General features: G+C 72.0%; 14 protein-coding genes, 1 tRNA gene and 1 pseudogene. 2 read left to right on the top strand and 14 right to left on the bottom strand.

The annotated features are described in order from the left end of the window. The first annotated feature begins 86 nt into the window (after positions 1–86). Positions 87–158, top strand: a tRNA-Cys gene (locus OHS71_RS25120). A 137-nt stretch (positions 159–295) separates the two neighbouring features. On the opposite strand, the gene OHS71_RS25115 is transcribed toward OHS71_RS25120, so the two are convergent. From OHS71_RS25115 to OHS71_RS25075, 9 genes and pseudogenes are all read right to left on the bottom strand, one after another. Beyond that, the gene (locus OHS71_RS25115) at positions 296–1,516 is read right to left on the bottom strand and encodes an SUKH-4 family immunity protein (protein WP_328481592.1); all 1,221 of its coding nucleotides are present in this window, start codon (positions 1,514–1,516) and stop codon (positions 296–298) included. Between the two features lie 178 nt (positions 1,517–1,694). Then, the gene (locus OHS71_RS25110; RefSeq protein WP_328481591.1) at positions 1,695–1,871 is read right to left on the bottom strand and encodes a hypothetical protein; all 177 of its coding nucleotides are present in this window, start codon (positions 1,869–1,871) and stop codon (positions 1,695–1,697) included. Next, the gene (locus tag OHS71_RS25105) at positions 1,868–4,177 is read right to left on the bottom strand and encodes a xanthine dehydrogenase family protein molybdopterin-binding subunit (protein WP_328481590.1); all 2,310 of its coding nucleotides are present in this window, start codon (positions 4,175–4,177) and stop codon (positions 1,868–1,870) included. Before OHS71_RS25105 ends, OHS71_RS25110 begins: the two co-directional genes overlap by 4 nt. Further along, positions 4,174–5,952, bottom strand: a complete 1,779-nt coding sequence (locus tag OHS71_RS25100; RefSeq protein WP_328481589.1) for a 2Fe-2S iron-sulfur cluster-binding protein — start codon at positions 5,950–5,952, stop codon at positions 4,174–4,176. Before OHS71_RS25100 ends, OHS71_RS25105 begins: the two co-directional genes overlap by 4 nt. Next, on the bottom strand, positions 5,949–6,842 hold the full coding sequence (locus OHS71_RS25095) for an FAD binding domain-containing protein (protein WP_328481588.1): 894 nt from the start codon (positions 6,840–6,842) through the stop codon (positions 5,949–5,951). Before OHS71_RS25095 ends, OHS71_RS25100 begins: the two co-directional genes overlap by 4 nt. Positions 6,843–7,080: 238 nt before the next feature. After that, positions 7,081–8,718, bottom strand: a complete 1,638-nt coding sequence (locus tag OHS71_RS25090; protein WP_328481587.1) for a beta-N-acetylhexosaminidase — start codon at positions 8,716–8,718, stop codon at positions 7,081–7,083. Positions 8,719–8,740: 22 nt separating this feature from the next. After that, positions 8,741–9,058, bottom strand: a pseudogene (locus OHS71_RS25085) (carbohydrate ABC transporter permease); the annotation flags it as partial. A gap of 542 nt (positions 9,059–9,600) precedes the next feature. Beyond that, on the bottom strand, positions 9,601–9,900 hold the full coding sequence (locus OHS71_RS25080; protein ID WP_078616040.1) for a DUF3039 domain-containing protein: 300 nt from the start codon (positions 9,898–9,900) through the stop codon (positions 9,601–9,603). A gap of 431 nt (positions 9,901–10,331) precedes the next feature. Then, entirely contained in the window at positions 10,332–10,904 is a 573-nt protein-coding gene (locus OHS71_RS25075) for a YqgE/AlgH family protein (RefSeq protein ID WP_328481586.1), read from the bottom strand. 290 nt (positions 10,905–11,194) lie between these two features. On the opposite strand from OHS71_RS25075, the gene murA reads away from it, so the two are divergent. Further along, on the top strand, positions 11,195–12,541 hold the full coding sequence (gene murA / locus OHS71_RS25070; RefSeq protein WP_328481585.1) for a UDP-N-acetylglucosamine 1-carboxyvinyltransferase: 1,347 nt from the start codon (positions 11,195–11,197) through the stop codon (positions 12,539–12,541). A 239-nt stretch (positions 12,542–12,780) separates the two neighbouring features. Here murA and OHS71_RS25065 read toward each other — a convergent pair whose 3' ends face one another. The 5 genes from OHS71_RS25065 to OHS71_RS25045 form a co-directional block, all read right to left on the bottom strand. After that, on the bottom strand, positions 12,781–13,062 hold the full coding sequence (locus tag OHS71_RS25065; protein WP_004000874.1) for an HU family DNA-binding protein: 282 nt from the start codon (positions 13,060–13,062) through the stop codon (positions 12,781–12,783). 296 nt (positions 13,063–13,358) lie between these two features. Continuing rightward, positions 13,359–14,777: an NAD-dependent malic enzyme gene (locus OHS71_RS25060; protein ID WP_328481584.1), complete on the bottom strand. Its 1,419-nt coding sequence runs from the start codon at positions 14,775–14,777 to the stop codon at positions 13,359–13,361. A 399-nt stretch (positions 14,778–15,176) separates the two neighbouring features. Then, positions 15,177–17,567 carry a HelD family protein gene (locus OHS71_RS25055; protein WP_328481583.1) on the bottom strand — a complete coding sequence of 797 codons (2,391 nt, stop codon included), beginning with the start codon at positions 17,565–17,567 and terminating at the stop codon, positions 15,177–15,179. Between the two features lie 64 nt (positions 17,568–17,631). Beyond that, complete coding sequence (locus OHS71_RS25050; protein WP_328481582.1) at positions 17,632–18,426, bottom strand: anti-sigma factor family protein; 795 nt, start codon at positions 18,424–18,426, stop codon at positions 17,632–17,634. 38 nt (positions 18,427–18,464) lie between these two features. After that, positions 18,465–18,986, bottom strand: a complete 522-nt coding sequence (locus OHS71_RS25045; RefSeq protein ID WP_010039908.1) for a sigma-70 family RNA polymerase sigma factor — start codon at positions 18,984–18,986, stop codon at positions 18,465–18,467. Between the last annotated feature and the right edge of the window lie 197 nt (positions 18,987–19,183).

Genomic DNA, 19,183 nt, shown 5'->3' with positions numbered 1-19,183 from the left:
TGCCCTTGAGCCCTTCCCGCCCCCGCCCGTACGGTCGACGTACCGAGTGCACGACGGGGCAACCCGCTGATCCGGACTCGGCGAACGGCCGTGTGCCCGAGTGGCTTAGGGACTCGCCTGCAAAGCGAGTTACGCGGGTTCGATTCCCGCCATGGCCTCTGGTGTATGACCAGGGAAAACAGAAGGGCGGCACCCTCGGGGGGTGCCGCCCTTCCTGTCGTCCGTCTCAGTTCCCTCGTCAGAGCGTCGCGCTGTTGCGCACATGGCCTGAGGGGCACGCGGTGCGGGTGCCGGGCTACGCGTAGAGGCCGCCGCCCGCTTCGTCCTCGAAGGCGTTCGGCCAGTACCGGCGGCCGTCGTCCGTCGGGACGGCCGGGAGCGGGGTGGGGTCACAGGCGACCCGGTCGACGGCGGCCAGGGTGCGGCACATCGTCTCGGCCAGCTGGTCGTAGGCCTCGGTCAGCTCGTGCACCGCGTCCAGCGCCCGCTCACGGCGTATCAGCCACAGGGTGAACGCCAGTGTGGAGATGTCGGCGTTGAGGGGGCGCAGGCCGAGGTCCGGCTCGCTCCAGCTCAGCACCGCGCCCGTGGCCCCGTCGACGACGAGGCTGGTGTCCTCCAGGAGGTGACCGAGGCGGATGAGACGGCCGGCGTCCGCGGGCAGCTGCCGCTCGGTGAGGACACCGGCGCGGTCGTCCGCGTAGTACTCGTCGAGGGTCTGGAGCGGCATGTCCGTCTCCAGCGAGAACCAGACGACCTCCTCCGGGAGGCCCACCTCGCGCAGGAAGCGGCGGGTGGGGGCGTGGCTGAGCGCCTGCGGGCAGTCGACGTCCTCGAACCGGACGATCTCACCCGAGCCGAACTCCTCGTCCAGCAGACGGCCCGGCAGGTCCAGGGCCAGGCCGGACGTCGTGCCCGGGCCCGCCACCAGGGCCAGCGGGCGGATCACCGCGGCCAGCTTCCAGAAGGTGCCGGACACGCCGTCCGCGCCCTGGGCGCCCTCCTCGAAGACGGCCAGCAGCTGTCGGGACGCCTCCGCCACCGCCTTGGGTCCGAGCCGTCCCGCGTAGCAGGCGAACTGGCCGCGCAGCGCCGCCAGTTCGTCCACCGCCGTGGCGAAGCGCACGAGCTTCTCCAGAGAGGGCGCGAGCGGACGGAGGTCCATCAGGTCGGGGCGGTCGTGCAGGAAGTACGTCGTGGAGATCTCGCCCGTCATGCCGTCGAGCAGGACGGACTCCGTCTCGCGGCCGTCGGCGCCCAGGAGTCCGCCTATCACCAACCGGTCGCGCAGCTCCGCCGCCAGGCGTCCTTCGGGGTCGCCCGTGGAGTCCCCGACGGTGCGCAGGCCGTCCGTGCGCAGCGCCTCGAACGTCAGCAGGCCGCCGTCACCGGGCAGGCCGGGCAGGCCGGGGCCGGTGAGCCAGCGGCGCGTCGGTGCGTGCGTGACGTAGGGGTTCAGCTCGTCCTCGGTGAAGGTGATCGTCGTCGTGGCGGTGGTGGTCCTGGTCGTGCCCATCGGGTCCCCCGTGCGGAAAGTTGCGTGCGCCGTCCCACTGCTCCGCAGCCTACGCGGCACCACTGACAACGGCTCTGACCAGCGACAGCACCCAGCACATCCAGCGCATCCGGCACCGGTCCCGCACTGACAGACGTCGGGACGTGCCCGCGAGTTCCCTTTCCGCCCGGATCGCCTCTCAGGCGAAGTACACGCCGCCGAGCACCACGACCACCGCCGCCACCACGAACAGCAGGATCCAGGCCAGCAACTTGCCCACACCGGGCGGAGGTTCGTACCGGGGGACGTCCGGGTCCGCACCGGAACCGTGGGCCGGTGCGGAATCCGGTTCCGGCCGCGGCGCGCGCTCGCTCACCGGTCCGTCACCACCGCCGCCTGGGGCCTTATCGGCAGCCGGTTCACCGGGCGGCCGGTCGCGGCCCGCACGGCGGAGGCGATCGCCGCGGGCGAGGTCACCACCGGGACGGCGCTGGCGGCCTTCGCCCCGAACGGGGCGACCACGTCGCGTTCCTCGACCAGTTTGACGATCCGGATGTCCGGGGCGTCCAGGGCCGTGGGCAGCGCGTAACCGGTGAGGTCGGGGTGACGGATCAGGCCCCTCGGGGTGCGGAGGTTCTCGGTGAGCGCGATGCCCACGCCCTGCGTCACCCCGGCCTCGATGCGGGCGGTGAGCTGTGCGGGGTTGAGGATCCGGCCGACGTCCTGGGCGACCGCCAGCTCGACGACCCGGACCGAGCCGAGCTCGATGTCGACGTCCACGACGGCGCGGATCGCGCAGAAGGCGAGGCCGACGAAGGCGTCGCCCTGGCCGGCCGCGTCCAGTGGCTCGGTCGGGTGCGGGCGGCACTGTGCCGTCGCCCACAGCTCCTTGCCGTGCATCTCCTCCTTGACGGTCGTCGACAGGACGCCGTCGTACGAGGTGATCTTGCCGTCGGTGATCTGGAGCAGCTCCGTGGACATACCGAACTTGTGCGCCAGCGGCTGGAGCAGCTGGGTGCGGACCATCTTCGCCGCCCGCTCCACCGCGCCGCCCGAGACCCAGGTGTGCCGGCCCCGGCAGCCGGGGCCCGCGGGGGGCTGGTCGGTGTCCACGGGCGCCACGTGCACCTCGTCGACGCCCAGCGTCTCCTGGACGATCTGGCGGGCCAGCGTCGTGAAGCCCTGGCCGGTCTCCACCGCAGCGCACAGGACCGTCGCGACCCCGTCCTGGACCTTCACGGTCGCCGTGGAGACCTCGTCGGCGCCCTCCGCGCCCAGCATGTGCACCATGCCGAGGCCGTAGCCCACGCCCCGGCGCACCGCGCCCGGTTCGCCCGCGCCCTCGGGGCCGCCGGGCAGCAGCCAGTCCTCCTCGGGCGTGTCCTTGGGGAGCGCCGGGAGGGGGTACTCCTGGACGGCCTGGAGGAGTTCGGCCACGGGGGCCGGGCAGGTCACCGTCTGACCGGTCGGCAGGACGTCGCCGGTCGCCATGGCGTTGCGCAGCCGCAGCTCCGCGGGGTCGACGCCGAGCTTCTTGGCCAGCTTGTCCATCTGCGCCTCGTAGGCGGCGCAGACCTGCATCGCGCCCTCGCCGCGCACATGCCCCGACGGCGGGTTGTTGGTGCGGACCGCCCAGCCCTCGATGAAGGCGTTCGGGACGACGTAGGGGCCGCAGGCGAAGGAGACGGCGGCGGCCAGGGCCTCGGCCGAGGTGTCGGCGTACGCGCCCGCGTCCAGCAGGATCTGTGCCTCGACCTTCACCAGCCGTCCCTCGGCGTCGGCGTGGTGGCGGTAGCGCAGCAGCGTCGGGTGTCTGTGGGCGTGGCCGAGGAAGGACTCCTCGCGCGTGGCCGTGAGCTTCACCGGGCAGCCGGTCTTGAGCGCGAGCAGGCCGAGCGGGAGCTGGAAGCCCTGGTCCTCGCGGTCGGCGGTCGCCCCGGGCACACCGGTGACGACGATCTTCACCCGTTCGGGCTCGAGGCCGTAGCAGGCGGCGGCCGTGTCCCGGTCCGTGTGCGGGTCGGTGGAGGCGAGGTAGAGCTCCACGCCGCCGTCGGGACGCGGCACGGCGAGACCGGCCTCGGCGCCGATCGGGGCGGGGTCGGCGCGGCCGATGCGGTACTGGCCCTCGACGACGATCTCGCCGGCCGCGGCCGGGTCGCCGTGGTGCAGCGGGATGTGCCGGATCAGGTTGCCGTCGGGGTGCAGCGCCTCCGCTTCGAAGGCCAGCTCCGGGTCGATCACCGGGTCGAGCACCTCGTACTCGACGATGACGGCCGCGGCGGCCATGCGCGCGGTGTCCGGGTGGTCGGCCGCGACGGCCGCGATGGGCTCGCCGTGGTGGCGTACGACGTCGGAGGCGAAGACCGGGCGGTCGGCCTTGCCTCGGCCGTGCAGCGCGCGGCCGGGGACGTCCTCGTGGGTGACGACGGCCCGTACGCCGGGCATCTCACGCGCGTGTGACGTGTCGATGGACACGATGCGCGCGTGCGGGTGCGGTGAGCGCAGCACGGCCGCCCACAGCAGGCCCTCGGCCCACAGGTCGGCCGCGTACGGGAAGGTGCCCTCGGTCTTGGCGCGCGCGTCGGCGGGCTGGAGGGAGACGCCGAGGCCGTGCGGGATGGCCTCGGGGGCCGGGACGGGGTCCAGGGGGGTCGTCGCGGTGGCTGCTTCGTTGCTCACGCCTGGCCTCCGTCCTGGCCCTGCCCGTACGCCGGGTCGTGCGGGTGGGGTTGTGCGGGGTTCTCGAACGCCGACGGGTGGACGCTCCCGGCGCCCGGTCCGGCCTGGTGCGGGATGCGCGCCTCGTCGCCGTCCGTCCCCGCGTCGGCGGCGGCGTGCGCCTCGCGTTCGGCGACGACGTCCTTGACGGCCCGCAGGACGCCCTGGTAGCCGGAGCAGCGGCACAGGTTGCCGCACAGTGCCTGGCGGGTCTCCAGTTCCGACGGCGCCGGGTTGCCCTCCAGCAGGTCGTGCAGGGTCATCGCCATGCCCGGCACGCAGAAGCCGCACTGCACGGCTCCGCAGCGGGCGAGCGCCCGCTGCACGTCCGAGGGCTGACCGTCGACGGCCAGGCCTTCGACGGTGCGGATCTCGCTGCCGGCGGTGGTGACGGCCGGGACCAGGCAGGAGGCGACGAGCCGCCCGTCCACCTGGACGTTGCAGGCCCCGCACTCGCCCTGCGAGCAGCCGTCCTTGGCGCCCGCGAGGCCGAGCCGCTCGCGCAGGACGTAGAGCAGCGACTCGCCGATCCAGGCGTCGGTGACGGGGCGGTCGGAGCCGTTGACGCGCAGCGTGTAGGCGGCGAGGGGGTGTTCCTCGTGGAACGCCGCCGGGGCGTCGTCCGTCTCCTCGGCGGGCTCCGCCCGTCCGGTGGACCCGGCGGGTTCCGGGGAGGCGCCGTCGGGCTCCGCGTCCGTGCCGGACTCCTGCGGGGCGCCCGTCGCGGGCCGGTCCGCGTGCGCATCAGCGAGGGCGTCCGCGGGTTCGTCGGCGGCTGCGGCGGACGGCTCCGCGGGGCCGTGGGCGGCCTCCGCGGGCTCCTGAGCGGCCTCGTGGACGTGCCCGGTGCCCCCGGCAGCCTCGGGCATCTCCTCGGCGTCAGCGGCCCGCTGAGCGTCTCGCGGGGTCGTCTCGGCGGGGCCTTCCGGGGCCACCGTGTAGGCCTCGGCGGAGATCTCGGGGGCGTACGTGCCCGCCGGGGGTGTGTGGTGTCCGGTGTGCTCGGCGGCGGCGTGGTGTCCGTCCGGGTCGCCGACCGGCGTGCCGTGCTGCGGGGTGTGCCCGAACGCGGACGGGTCCGTCGCCGGGCGCACGGGCGCGTCGGTTCCGCCGGCGGGCAGGCTCCACGCCTGCTCCGCCGTGCCGTGGTCCGCCGGGTCGGCCGGGCTCGTCGCCCACGGCGCGGCCGCGCCGCCGGGCAGGGTGGCCGGGGGCGTGCCGCCCCACTGCTCGACCAGGGCGGACGTGGTGAACTCGCCCGACTCGTCCGGCAGGTCGCCGCCCGCGACGGGGATCGACCACTGGCCCGTCACGTCGTGGCCGGGCGCGGACCGCGGCGCGCCCTGCGCGGACGAGGTGTCCTCGAAGGCCCACTGGCCGGTCCCGCCGGGGTGGTAGGTGAACCGGTCGTCGCCCACCGTCTGCGGGGTCCCCTGCGGGGCGGGCCAGTCGGAGCCGCCCGCCGGGGCGGCCCAGGTTCCGGTGTCGTCCGCGGGAGGCGTCGCCGCTATCCGCGGCGGCACGTACCCGTGGCCCGGCGCGGCGAGCGGGCTGTCGCCGCGGGCGGCCAGGAAGGCGTCGATGCCGCCCTCGGGGAGCTTCACGAAGGCGGTCGCGCCGTCGTCGTAGTCCCCCTGGGGCAGCGGGTCCCAGCGGCCGCCGCCCTGCGGCGCGCCCTGGCCCCGTCCCTCTTCCTGTCCGGGTGCCTGTCCGGGTCCGTGCTGGTCGTCGGTCACGACAGCGCCCTCCCCAGTGCTCGTCGGGCCAGCGCGGCGACAGTGCGCCGCAGGTGCAGTACGGCGGGCGGAAGTTCCGGTACGGAGCCGTCCACGTCCGGCACCGCGTCGGGGATGCAGGCGGCGGCGACGTACTCCCCGAAGGCGGTCAGGGCCTCCGGGACGATCGTGCGGTTGTTGTCCCAGTCGATGAGCCGGGCCACCCACTGCTCGGCCTCCAGCGGCCGCAGCGGCATCGGCGCTATGGCTCCGACGGCGCACCTGACGCCACGCCGGGCGGGATCGAGGACCAGCGCCACGGAGGCCACCGCACGGCCCGGGCCGGTGCGGCCGGTCGCCTTCAGGAAGATCTGCGGCGCGTGCAGCAGCGGCACGCGCACGTAGCCGATGAGTTCACCGCCGCGCAGCATCTCCATGCCGGCCAGCAGGTGCGACACCGGCATCTCACGGCGGGCTCCGCCCGGGCCCGCGATGATCAGGGTCGCCTCCAGCGCGGCCAGCACGGGCAGCGCGTCGCCCGTGGGGGCGGCCGAGGCGATGTTGCCGCCCAGCGTGCCCGCGTTGCGGATCTGCGGCGGGCCCGCGGCGCGCGCGGCCGCGGCGAGCGCCGGGATCAGGGCGGCGAAGTCGGGGCGGCCCATGCGCGCGTGCGTGAGTCCGGCGCCGAGCAGCGCGTGGCCGTCCTGGTACTGCCAGCCGCGGATCTCGCTGATGCGGCCGAGGCCGACCAGTGCGGTGGGCCTGAGCTGCCCGGAGTTGACGGCGGCCATGAGGTCGGTGCCGCCCGCCACGGGCACGGCGGCGGGCATGGCGGACAGCGCCGCCACGGCCTCGTCCAGAGTCGTAGGCAGCGTGACGGCCTGCCCCGCCTGCGGTGCGTGCGTGGTCAAAACCGGCTGCCCCTTCCCGCTGCCCCACCTGGTCCCACCTGTGCTGCCGTACGGTACGTGCTGACAGGGCGGACGTGGCAACTCTGGCACATCTTCGCAACACCCGAACGCGGGGGTCCGCTAGGAGGCATTCACCCACCTCACCTTGGAGATGGCCCGTTTTGGTACGCCATCACCAGTGCGTACGAATTGCCACTCTTCGGTGACCGTGTCGGGGTTTATCCGTGACGCGCGCTCCTCACCGGTTCGGGGGCGGGCCGTCGATCGGGCGCCCCGGGACACCGGGCCGCCGCTGCCACGGCCGGGGCCCGGCCGGCGGGCGGTAGCCGACGCCCAGCGCGTCGAGCCGCCCGTAGTGGGCCTCCATCCGTCGCTCGAAGCCGGCGAAGTCCCGGTCCTGCGGGGCGGGCAGGGAACTCCAGGCGACCTCGGCGAACGCGGCGAGCCTCGGGAAGGCCTGATAGTCCACGCGCGCGTGGTCCTCCATCACCTCGGTCCACAGGTTGGCCTGCGTGCCGAGCACATGCCCCGCCTCCTCGGGCGTCAGCTCCGCGGGAACGGGCTCGAACCGGTAGACGTCCTCCAGGGTGCGCACGAACCCGATCGGCACCGGCTCGTCCGCACCGCCGTCCTGCCGGTGGTCCAGGTACACCTGCTGCTCGGGGCACATCACCACGTCGTGCCCGGCCCGCGCGGCGGCGATCCCGCCCGCGTAACCACGCCAGGACGACACGGCCGCGCCGTCGGCGAGGCCGCCCTCCAGGATCTCGTCCCAGCCGATGAGCCGACGCCCGCGCGCGGTGAGCCACTTGTCGAAGTGTCCGATGAACCAGGACTGGAGCTGCTCCTCGTCCGCGAGTCCGAGTTCCGCGATGCGCGCCTGCGCGGCCGGCGACTGCCGCCACTGGTCCTTGGGGCATTCGTCACCCCCGACGTGGATGAACTCCGACGGGAACAGTTCCAGCACTTCCTCGAAGACCCCCTCGTAGAAGCGCAGGGTGTGGTTGGTGGGGGCCAGTACATGGGGGCTGATTCCCCAGGTGTCCCACACGGAGAGGGCGGTGCCCGCCTCGGCGGAGGCGGTGGCGGCGTCGGTGTTGCCGAGTTCCGGATAGGCGGCGATCGCGGCCTGCGAGTGGCCGGGGACGTCGATTTCGGGGACGACGGTGATATGCCGCTCGGCGGCGTACGCGACGATCTCCCGGATGTCGTCCTGCGTGTAGAAACCGCCGTGCGGCTTCTCCTCCCACAGCGGTGAGGCGCGATGGCCGAATTTCGTGCGCGGCCGCCAGGAACCCACCTCGGTCAGCCGGGGATGCCTCCTGATCTCGATCCGCCAGCCCTGGTCGTCCGTCAGATGGAAGTGGAAGACGTTGAGTTTGTGCGCGGCCATCAGGTCCAGGTAGCGCAGGACTCCGTCCTTGGGCATGAAGTGCCGGGCGACATCGAGCATCAGACCTCGCCAGGGGAACCGGGGGGCGTCCTCGATCACGACGTGCCGCACGGCCCATGTGCGCTCACCGAGGGGGGCCTTGCGGTAGGCGTCGGGGCCGAGGAGTTGCCGCAGGGTCTGGGCGCCCCGGAAGACACCGGCCGCACTGCCGCCCTCGACGAGGACGCCGGTCCGGTCGCTGACGAGGCGGTACTCCTCGGGACCGAGCCGCGGATCCAGCCGGAGCCCGATGCCGTCGCCGTCGGTGCGGTCGGTCTCCCGCGCCTCGGGCAGCGGCAGACCGGTCGCCTGCCACAGAACGGTTCGCAGCCAGCGTCCGACGCCCTCCGTCGCGGCATCGGCGCGCAGCCGGGAGTGCGCCGTCAGCCGCACCTCGCCGGAACCGGTGACCATGCGGCGCGGCGCCGGAATCAGTGAAGTCATGTCAGTCCTTTACCGCTCCGCCCAGCCCGGAGACCAGCCGTCGCTGTACGAGTACGAAGAACACCAGAACCGGAATCGTGCGGAACCGGAATCGCGTCACGGTGGTAGCGGCGAAAAAGGCGATCACCCCGGAGAACGACCGCCACCGCGCCCGCCACGACAAGGCTGTTGAGGAAGTACCGGCCGAATTCCCGCTGTTCGAGAACGCTCCGGAAGGAATCGACGGAGGGGGCGAGCGTCCACGGCCGCGGCTCTCGCCGGACCGGATCTCCCCGGCCGGCCTGAAGGCGCTCGGCACCATCCGGCAGAGCGGGAAGGCGACGACGGCCGCGACCAGCAGCGCGCAGGCCCCGGCGGCGAACCGCCGGGGGCGGGCCGTACTGCGAGGAGGCGAAGGCCTCTTGGCAGGCGTAGACGTTCAGGACGAGGCGCCCGTCTTGTCGTCCGTACCCGAAGAGGAGTTTCCGGAGGCCCGAGAGGCGCAGGCGGAGGCGACCGGGGCGGCTGCCGCGAGAACGGCCGGCCGGGTGGGGACCTTCATGAACGACCCTTCGAGCGTTGCAACATATGCAATGACTGTTTCGCTCTGCACAACACATCGAAGGTTAGGGACTACCGGAACACCTCGACAAGAGGTCTCAACCACTCTGTGACCACCCGACGCACTCCGTGCAGAGCAAAAGGCGACGGAACGCGACAGGGCGGCCGGACGGGCGCTGGACGAGCGGACGGACACGGGTACGGGCCCGCTTACGGGCACGGGCACACGACGGACGGGCCGCGGGGGCCGGGCCGCGACGGACGGGCCGCGGGGGCCGGGGAACGCCAAAAACCCTCGGGGCGCGTCACATCGCGCCTCGAGGGCCTCGGAAAGTCGTACGGCTACTTCTTGTCGCCGCCCTTGCCCTTGTCGTCGCCGCCGCCCGCCATGGACTCGAAGATCTCCTTGCACATGGGACACACGGGGTACTTCTTCGGGTCGCGACCCGGCACCCAGACCTTGCCGCACAGCGCGACGACGGGCGTCCCGTCGAGGGCGCTCGCCATGATCTTGTCCTTCTGGACGTAGTGGGCGTAGCGCTCGTGGTCCCCGTCGCCGTGCGACACCTGCGGCGTCGGCTCTACGAGGGTTCCCGTCCCAGTGCCTCGCTGGGGCTGGGTCTCAGGCTCAAGAGTGCTCATGGCGCCAAGGGTAATCAACTGCTCGGGACAATGGTTCCCGTGCTTGCACAACGGGCACCACCGGCTGCGCACGTCGCTTGCGTCCGGCCTCGCCCGGAGGCTTCCCCGGTGGGGCAGAGGCGGCCGATTGAGCCCCACGCCGCCACAGCCCCCACGCTCGCGCGCGGACGCTGCGGGAGCCATCACATGCCGGGCCGCCTGCGAGCCCAGGCCCCACCGCGTCTACGCTTCGTCGTGGACGAGCCTGCGCAGCGGAAAGTTCGCCGTTGCCTCTTCCGTCGTCGGCAAGGGCCTGACCTGCACCACCTGCTTCATCCAGGCGGCGCTGCGCCCCACCCCGAGGCACCGAGTTCGAACGCTTCGGAACGCTTCCACAGACACTCGAATGGGTCACCGAGACTGACAAGTCTTCCCTGGAACCCCGTCCCACGTCAGTTGAGCGACGCGTCGTCCGGATACGTCGCCACCATCGCCAGTTCGCTTCGCTGGCGGCGCAGGACCTCGCGCCAGAGTCTCTCGGGGGACGGCGAGGAGACGTCGCCGGGCTCGGACTCCACGACGTACCAGGCGCCCTCCCCCAGTTCGTCCTCCAGCTGGCCGGGACCCCAGCCTGCGTATCCGGCGAAGATCCTGAGCGAGCCGAGGGCCGAGGCCAGGAGTTCCGGCGGGGCCTCCAGGTCGACGAGGCCGATCGCGCCGTGCACCCGGCGCCAGCCGAGCGGGGTCCCGTTGACGGCCGCGCCGCCCGGGATGACGGCGACCCCGAGGGCCGAGTCCAGGGACACCGGGCCGCCCTGGAAGACGACGCCGGGTTCACCGGTCAGGTCCGCCCAGCCCTCCAGGATGTCACTCACGCCCACCGGCGTGGGCCGGTTGAGGACGACACCGAGTGAGCCCTCCTCGTCGTGGTCGAGAAGGAGCACCACCGCACGGTCGAAGTTCGGGTCCGCCAGGGCGGGCGTTGCCACGAGCAGCCGCCCTGTGAGCGAGGACACCTCGGTCATGCCTGACATGATCCCGCATCTTCCCGTGAAGTGGGGAGGCAATCAGGGGGAGCGGGGCCAGGGCAGGTCGGGCGCACGGACGCGGTCCGGGCGCACGGGCACGCCGGAGGGTCGGCGGTGACCCCATGTGCCCGATGAGAAACGGTTCGTGTTGTGACACAGCTATGACGTTTCTGAGCCGTCCTCGGGCTTACAGGACAGGGGGCGTCGGCGATTACCCTGTCTCATCTGGCCCTGCCTCCGACACCTTGGCCCCTGCCCCAATCCACCATCCATGGAACGCGAGATACATGACCGTCAACGGCTCTGACGACGTACTGCTTGTCCACGGCGGCACCCCGCTCGAGGGCGAGATCCGTGTCCGCGGTGCGAAGAACCTCGTACCCAAGGCCATGGTCGCCGCCCTGCTGGGCAGTGAGCCGAGTCGGCTGCGCAACGTTCCGGACATCCGTGACGTGCGGGTCGTACGCGGCCTGCTGCAACTGCACGGGGTGACGGTCCGCCCGGGTGAGGAGCCGGGCGAGCTGGTGCTCGACCCGACCTACGTGGAGAGCGCCAACGTCGCCGACATCGACGCCCACGCGGGTTCGAGCCGGATCCCGATCCTGTTCTGCGGCCCCCTCCTGCACCGCCTCGGGCACGCGTTCATCCCCGGCCTCGGCGGCTGCGACATCGGCGGCCGGCCCATCGACTTCCACTTCGACGTGCTGCGCCAGTTCGGCGCGAAGATCGAGAAGCGGGAGGACGGCCAGTACCTGGAGGCCCCCCAGCGGCTGCGCGGCACGAAGATCGTGCTGCCGTACCCGTCGGTCGGCGCGACCGAGCAGGTGCTGCTGACGGCCGTGCTGGCGGAGGGCGTCACCGAGCTCTCGAACGCGGCCGTGGAGCCGGAGATCGAGGATCTCATCTGCGTGCTCCAGAAGATGGGCGCCATCATCGCGATGGACACCGACCGCACGATCCGCATCACCGGTGTCGACAAGCTCGGCGGCTACAACCACGCGGCCCTGTCGGACCGTCTGGAGGCCGCCTCCTGGGCGTCCGCGGCGCTGGCGACCGAGGGCAACATCTACGTCCGCGGCGCCCAGCAGCGCTCGATGATGACGTTCCTGAACACCTACCGGAAGGTGGGGGGCGCCTTCGAGATCGACGACGAGGGCATCCGCTTCTGGCACCCGGGCGGCAACCTGAAGTCCATCGCGCTGGAGACGGACGTCCACCCCGGTTTCCAGACGGACTGGCAGCAGCCGCTGGTCGTCGCCCTGACCCAGGCGTCAGGCCTCTCGATCGTCCACGAGACGGTCTACGAGTCCCGGCTGGGCTTCACCTCCGCGCTCAACCAGATGGGCGCCCACATCCAGCTGTACCGCGAGTGCCTCGGCGGCTCCGACTGCCGCTTCGGGCAGCGCAACTTCCTGCACTCCGCGGTCGTGTCGGGCCCCACGAAGCTCCAGGGCGCCGACCTGGTCATCCCCGACCTCCGCGGCGGCTTCTCGTACCTCATCGCCGCCCTCGCGGCCCAGGGCACCTCGCGGGTCCACGGCATCGACCTCATCAACCGCGGTTACGAGAACTTCATGGAGAAGCTCGTCGAGCTCGGCGCGAAGGTCGAGCTGCCGGGCAAGGCGCTCGGCTGATCCCCGCCGCACCCCGGCCGGAGCGACCTGTCTCCCGGCCGGGGATCCGGGGTGGCCCCCGGGCAGGCACAGCGCGGTCGCAGTAACGCCGATGGGGCGGCCACCCGGATTCCGGGTGGCCGCCCCATCGGCGTTACTGCGCGTCCTCGGCGGACGGACGTGCCCCGCAGGGGCGCGGGGAACTGCGCGACCGGCCGGAGGCGGCCGGCAGCTGCCCACGCGCTCCAGCAGCGGAGCGCTTACTTGCCCTTGGCCGCTTCCTTGAGCTTCGAGCCCGCGGAGACCTTGACGCTGTAGCCGGCCGGGATCTGGATCGGGTCGCCGGTCTGCGGGTTGCGGGCGGTGCGAGCGGCACGGTGGGTGCGCTCGAAGGTCAGGAAGCCGGGGATGGTGACCTTCTCGTCGCCCTTGGAGACGATGTCGCCGACGACCTCGGCGAACGCGGCCAGCACTGCGTCGGCGTCCTTGCGGGTCACCTCGGCGCGGTCGGCCAGCGCGGCCACCAGCTCACTGCGGTTCATGTTGTTACTCCCGTGTTCTTCTTGCCGTTGCGGCGTGCCACGCGGCGGAGCCGCATGTTGGGCACAGCGAAAGTCGTTGTGCACGCGCCCAGAGACGCATCCTGCCCCTACCAGCGGCGGGAAAGCCAATCCGGCACCCGCACGGAGCCGTGAGACAACCCTTGGGAGTCACCCGAGGGGCGGTTGGGTCGGGCGCAACCCTAGAGGGCCGTTCCCGGCGCGACGTTCCGCGACGCGCCGTTGCGGGGGCCATCGTGGCGATACTCACAGCCCCCGCACACTCGCATGCCCCGAACCTAGGAGGCCGACACTCCCGCCGCCTTCGCGGCTTCCCGCACCGCACCGGCCACCGCGCCGGCGACCCGGTCGTTGAAGACGCTCGGGATGATGTAGTTCGCGTTGAGCTCGTCGTCGCTCACGACGTCCGCGAGGGCCTTCGCGGCCGCGAGCATCATCTCGGTGTTGACGGTCCGGGACTGCGCGTCCAGCAGGCCGCGGAAGACGCCCGGGAAGACCAGCACGTTGTTGATCTGGTTGGGGAAGTCCGAGCGGCCGGTGGCCACGACGGCGGCCGTCAGGCGGGCGACCGCCGGGTCGACCTCGGGGTCGGGATTCGCGAGCGCGAACACGATCGCGTCGTCGGCCATCGCGGCCACGTCGGCGCCGTCGAGGACGTTCGGGGCGGAGACGCCGATGAAGACGTCCGCGCCGCGCACGGCCTCCTTGAGGGTGCCGGTGAGGCCCTCGGGGTTGGTGTTGTCGGCGATCCAGCACAGCGCCGAGTCCGGGGCCGCGTCGACCAGGTCCTCGCGGTCCGCGTGGACGACACCGTGGATGTCGGCGACGACCGCGTTCTTCACGCCGGCCGCGAGCAGCAGCTTGAGGATGGCCGTGCCGGCCGCGCCGGCGCCGGACATCACGACCCGCACGTCGCCGATGCCCTTGTTCACGACACGCAGGGCGTTCGTGAGGGAGGCGAGGACGACGATCGCGGTGCCGTGCTGGTCGTCGTGGAAGACGGGGATGTCGAGGGCCTCGCGCAGCCGGGCCTCGATCTCGAAGCAGCGGGGGGCGGAGATGTCCTCGAGGTTGATGCCCGCGAAGCCGGGGGCGATGGCCTTGACGATCTCGACGATCGCGTCGGTGTCCTGGGTGTCCAGGCACAGCGGCCAGGCGTCGATGCCGGCGAACCGCTTGAACAGCGCGGCCTTGCCCTCCATGACCGGCAGCGCGGCCTTCGGGCCGATGTTGCCGAGACCCAGCACGGCGGAGCCGTCCGTCACGACCGCAACGGAGTTGCGCTTGATGGTGAGGCGGCGGGCGTCCTCGGGGTTCTCGGCGATCGCCATGCAGACGCGGGCCACGCCGGGCGTGTAGATCATCGAGAGGTCGTCACGGTTGCGGATGGGGTGCTTGGACGCCATCTCGATCTTGCCGCCGAGGTGCATCAGGAACGTACGGTCGGAGACCTTGCCGAGGGTGACGCCCTCGATGCCGCGCAGCTGCACGACGATCTCGTCGGCGTGGGCGGTGGAGGTGGCGGCGATGGTGACGTCGATGCGGAGCTTCTCGTGGCCGGAGGCGGTGACGTCGAGGCCGGTCACCGAGCCTCCGTGGGACTCCACGGCCGTGGTGATCTGGGAGACCGCCGTTCCGCTCGCGGGCACCTCCAGACGGACCGTGATCGAGTAGGAGACGCTGGGCGCCGTTGCCATGGCCGACTTCCTCTGCACTGCTGGGTCGCTGGTTTGCCGTCCGATCGTCGCACCTACCGACGAGTACGTGAAAGCCGCCCGGAATTGCGATCGTTTTGTTCTCAATGAAGTGGCCGAAGCCCATGAGAGAGGCCCACATCACCAGGTGATGTGGGCCTCTCCGACATTCATGACACCGACCCGCCATGCTCGCCTCGCGGCAAGTGGTCGCTCGTAGCGACGAAGGTTGGGCCCGGGGGCTTGGATCGAGCCGGTGTCACGACCAGGCTAACAAACGGATGCCCGAAGACCATTCCCGTCCGGAGACTTCACAGGAAACAGTCCGTTCGGACCCGTCCGCCCCGACTGTCCTGTAGGTCGCGCCGGGAGCACCGGCTCCCGTCCCTCTCCTCGGCCGCTTCAGTCCCTCAGGAGGTCCGGCACCCCGTTCGCGTCGGGCGCGTCCCGTTCACCGGAGACCACAGTGAGCTGCTGGGTGGCCCGGGTGAGGGCCACGTACAGCACGCGCAGGCCGGCCGGCGACTCGTCGGCGATCTCCGCCGGTGAGACGACGACCGTCGCGTCGTACTCCAGGCCCTTGGCCTCGAGGCTGCCCAGAGCCACCACACGCTCGCCCAGGCCGGCGAGCCAGCGTCTCGCCTCCTCACGGCGGTTCATGGCGACGACGACGCCGACGGTGCCGTCCACCCGCTCCAGGAGGCGTTCGGCCTCCGCGCGGACGGCCGGCGCCAGGGAGTCGCGTTCGGTGGTGCCCTGCCTTCTGCCCGTCGCCACGAAGCGGGGCACGACACCCGTCGACCTGACCGCCGACGGGGATTCGGCGCCCGGCATCGCCAGGGCCAGCACCTTCGCCGCCAGCTCCGCGATCTCCGCCGGGTTGCGGTAGTTCACGGTCAGCTCGAAGCGGCGGCGCGGGCGGGTGCCGAGCGCCTCGTCACGGGCCTCGGCGGCCTCGTCGGGGTCGGACCAGGAGGACTGGGCCGGGTCGCCGACGACCGTCCAGGTGGCGTGCCGGCCACGACGCCCGACCATGCGCCACTGCATCGGGGTGAGGTCCTGCGCCTCGTCGACGATGACGTGCGCGTACTCGGTGCGCTCCTGGGCGAGCCGCTCGGCGCGCTCGCGCTGCGTCTCCTCGCGCACCGGCATCAGCTCCTCCAGACCGGTGAGCTGGTCCAGCGGGTCGTACTCGCGCCGCTTACGGGGGCGCACGGGCGCGCCGAGGATCGCCTGGAGCTCGTCGAGCATGGCGATGTCGTGCACCGAGCGGCCGTCCCGCTTGAGGGCGCGGGCGACCTTGCGGACCTCGCCCGGGTTGAGGATGCGCCGGGCCCAGCGGCCGAGCCGCCGCTCGTCGGCCATGGCCGTCAGGACCGCCTGCGGGGTCAGCTCGGGCCACCAGGCGTCGAGGAAGGCGATGAACGCGTCCTCGGTGGTCACGTCCTCGTCGAAGGAGGAACGCAGCTCGGCGGCGAGCTCGGGGTCGCTGTGCCGGCCGGCCGCGCCGGAGCGCTCCCACAGGGCGTCCAGGAGCAGCTTGCGGGCGCGGGGGCGCAGCAGGTTGACGGGGGCGGTGCCGCTGAGCGCGCTCTGCCGGACGCGGTCCAGGTCGGCCGCCTCCAGCTCCAGACGGCGGCCGAAGGCGACGACCCGCAGCCGGGTGGGGGTGACCGAGGGTGCGGGAGCCTCGTCGGCCTCGTCGAGGGTGGGCTGCGCCGCGGCCCGGCCGCCGGCCTCCAGGGCGCCGCGCGCCGCTTTGCGCAGCACCTTCAGCATCCGGTACGAGCCCTTGGCGCGGGCCACCGCCGGGGAGTCGTACAGGGTGGCCTCGGCGCCGTCGACGAGGGAGCCGATGGCGCGGATGGCGACCTGGCCCTCCTCGCCCAGGGAGGGCAGCACGCCCTCGGTGTAGGCCACCAGCAGGGGTGTGGGCGAGACGATCAGGATGCCGCCCGCGTACCGGCGCCGGTCCTGGTAGAGCAGGTAGGCGGCCCGGTGCAGCGCGACGGCGGTCTTCCCGGTGCCGGGGCCGCCCTCGACGTAGGTCACGGAGGCGGCGGGGGCGCGGATGACCAGGTCCTGCTCGGCCTGGATGGAGGCGACGATGTCGCGCATGGTGTGGCTGCGGGCCTGGCCGAGGGCGGCCATGAGGGCGCCGTCGCCGATGACGGGCAGTTCGTCGCCGTCCAGGACCGCTTTCAGCTCGGGACGCATCAGGTCGTCCTCGACGCCGAGGACGCGACGCCCCTTCGACCGGATCACCCGGCGCCGTACGACCCGCCCCGGGTCGACCGGGGTGGAGCGGTAGAAGGGGGCCGCGGCGGGCGCACGCCAGTCGATGACCAGCGGAGCGTAGTCCGAGTCGAGGACGCCGATCCGGCCGATGTGGAGCGTTTCCGCGATGTCCGCGGTGTTGTCGGGGCGGACCGCCCCCTCGGCGGGCTCCACGGCGGTGTAGGCGCCGTCCGGGCCCTTCTTGCCGTCCTTGCCCGGGAGCAGATCGATCCGCCCGAACAGGAAGTCCTCGAACTCGTTGTTGAGCCGGTTGAGGTGGACGCCCGCGCGGAACACCTGCGCGTCCCGCTCGGCGAGGGCGCCGGGCGTGCCGACCTGGCCGCGCTTGGCCGCGTCACTCATGAGGAACTCGGCCTCGTGGATCTTCTCCTCGAGGCGTCGGTACACCCGGTCGAGGTGTTCCTGTTCGATGCTGATCTCTCGGTCCCGCACCGAATCCGGCGCGGTTTCCTGAACCGATCCGACCGCGGTTTCCTGCTGTGCCTGAACGGCCACCGGGCCCCCTTCTGACGTGCTGGGCAGCCGTCAACCGTACGCGAAGGGGGCCCGCTGAAGGAAGTTACGCGTCGATCTGGACGAGCTTCTTGCCTTCGAAGGTCATGACCTCGAAGTGGTCGATCTCATTGGTCTTGAAAGCGGCTCCGCCCGTGACGTAGAGCGGGTTCTTCGCCTGCTCCGTCTTGGCGCCGGGGAGGCCGTAGCCCCACTCCGGGACCGACCAGGAGGAGACCGTCTCGCGCTCGCCGTTCTTGCCGACGGCGATGAGCGAGCACTTCTCGGGGCCCTTCACGTTCTTCAGCTCGACGCCGATCTCCGTGCCCCACGCCTTGTCGCCCATGGCGACGGTCGCGGTGACCTTGCTCGCGGAGTCGGTCGCGTTGACCCGGTCGCCGAGCGCGTCGAAGGCGTCCTTGGCGGAGTTCGCGGACTTGGTGGAGCCGGCCTGGACGTCCTTGCTCCCGCTGTCGCCGCCGGTCGCCGCCAGTACGGTGAGCGGACCGCCGATGATCAGCGCGGCCGCGGCCGCCACCAGGAAGAAGGAGCGGCGGCGCTTGACCGCGCGACGCTCGGAGACCTCGTCGACCAGCCGTTCCGCGAGGCGCGGGCTGGGGCGGGCGGACAGCGACTCGCCGATGGCGGGGGTGCCGGTGCCCGGCAGGTCCGCGAGGGCGGCGAGCATGGGCTCCATGCCGGCGAGCTCGTCGAGCTGCTGGGCGCACCACTCGCAGCCGGCGAGATGCATCTCGAAGGCGGTCGCCTCGGCGTCGTCGAGGATGCCGAGGGCGTAGGCGCCGACGGTCTCGTGTTCGCTCGGGCTCGGAGATCCCGTAGATCCCTGCATGGGTCCAGACATACCCGAACCACCTGCTCCGAATCCCCCGTAAACGCTCATCACGCCGTCACCCCCCGCTCCTCCAGAGCCAGCTTCATCGACCGCAGGGCATAGAAGACCCGTGAGCGCACGGTGCCGCTGGGGATACCCAGTGTCTCGGCCGCCTCGTTGACGGTACGCCCCTTGAAGTACGTCTCGACGAGCACCTCCCGGTGGGCCGGGGTCAGGTCGTCGAGCGCGTCGGACAGCGTCATCAGCCACAGCGCCTTGTCGATCTCGTCCTCCGCAGGAATGACCTCCAGCGGCGACGGGTCGACCTCCTGCGGCCGGGCCTGCCGGCTGCGGTGGCCGTCGATGACGATGCGGCGTGCGACCGTCACCAGCCAGGGGCGTACAGATCCGGTCGCACGATTGAGCTGACCGGCGTTCTTCCAGGCACGGATGAGCGTCTCCTGCACGACGTCCTCGGCGCGCTGCCGATCTCCGGCAACCAGGCGCAGGACATACGCAAGCAGGGGTCCGGCATGCTCCCGATACAGAGCACGCATCAGCTCCTCATCAGGCTCCGAGGGCTGGGACATGCGATGTCGGGCCCTCGATCCACGTTCATTGGCCACGGCCGCATCCTTGCGCACGCCCACCTCCGGTGTCCGGGGGATCCCCCAGTCGGTCGCTCGACGACGGGTACGCAGGCGGGGTGTTGAGTGTTCAAACCACGCAGACATTTTTCTTCGGAGTGTCATGACGAGGGGGACATGGCGGCACATTCCCACCGCTT

This window comes from Streptomyces sp. NBC_00377, from assembly GCF_036075115.1.
Lineage (GTDB): Bacteria > Actinomycetota > Actinomycetes > Streptomycetales > Streptomycetaceae > Streptomyces.
Note: the sequence above shows the minus strand (reverse complement) of the source record. Positions and strands in the feature narration are given on the sequence as shown.

What these genes read in the sequence shown, in the direction of transcription:
- OHS71_RS25115 (WP_328481592.1), bottom strand. Translation starts at nt 1,516, where the DNA reads ATGGGCACGACCAGGACCACCACCGCCACGACGACGATCACCTTCACC.
- OHS71_RS25080 (WP_078616040.1), bottom strand. Translation starts at nt 9,900, where the DNA reads ATGAGCACTCTTGAGCCTGAGACCCAGCCCCAGCGAGGCACTGGGACG.
- OHS71_RS25050 (WP_328481582.1), bottom strand. Translation starts at nt 18,426, where the DNA reads ATGTCTGGACCCATGCAGGGATCTACGGGATCTCCGAGCCCGAGCGAA.
- OHS71_RS25065 (WP_004000874.1), bottom strand. Translation starts at nt 13,062, where the DNA reads ATGAACCGCAGTGAGCTGGTGGCCGCGCTGGCCGACCGCGCCGAGGTG.
- murA (WP_328481585.1), top strand. Translation starts at nt 11,195, where the DNA reads ATGACCGTCAACGGCTCTGACGACGTACTGCTTGTCCACGGCGGCACC.
- OHS71_RS25090 (WP_328481587.1), bottom strand. Translation starts at nt 8,718, where the DNA reads ATGACTTCACTGATTCCGGCGCCGCGCCGCATGGTCACCGGTTCCGGC.
- OHS71_RS25060 (WP_328481584.1), bottom strand. Translation starts at nt 14,777, where the DNA reads ATGGCAACGGCGCCCAGCGTCTCCTACTCGATCACGGTCCGTCTGGAG.
- OHS71_RS25045 (WP_010039908.1), bottom strand. Translation starts at nt 18,986, where the DNA reads ATGTCCCAGCCCTCGGAGCCTGATGAGGAGCTGATGCGTGCTCTGTAT.
- OHS71_RS25075 (WP_328481586.1), bottom strand. Translation starts at nt 10,904, where the DNA reads ATGACCGAGGTGTCCTCGCTCACAGGGCGGCTGCTCGTGGCAACGCCC.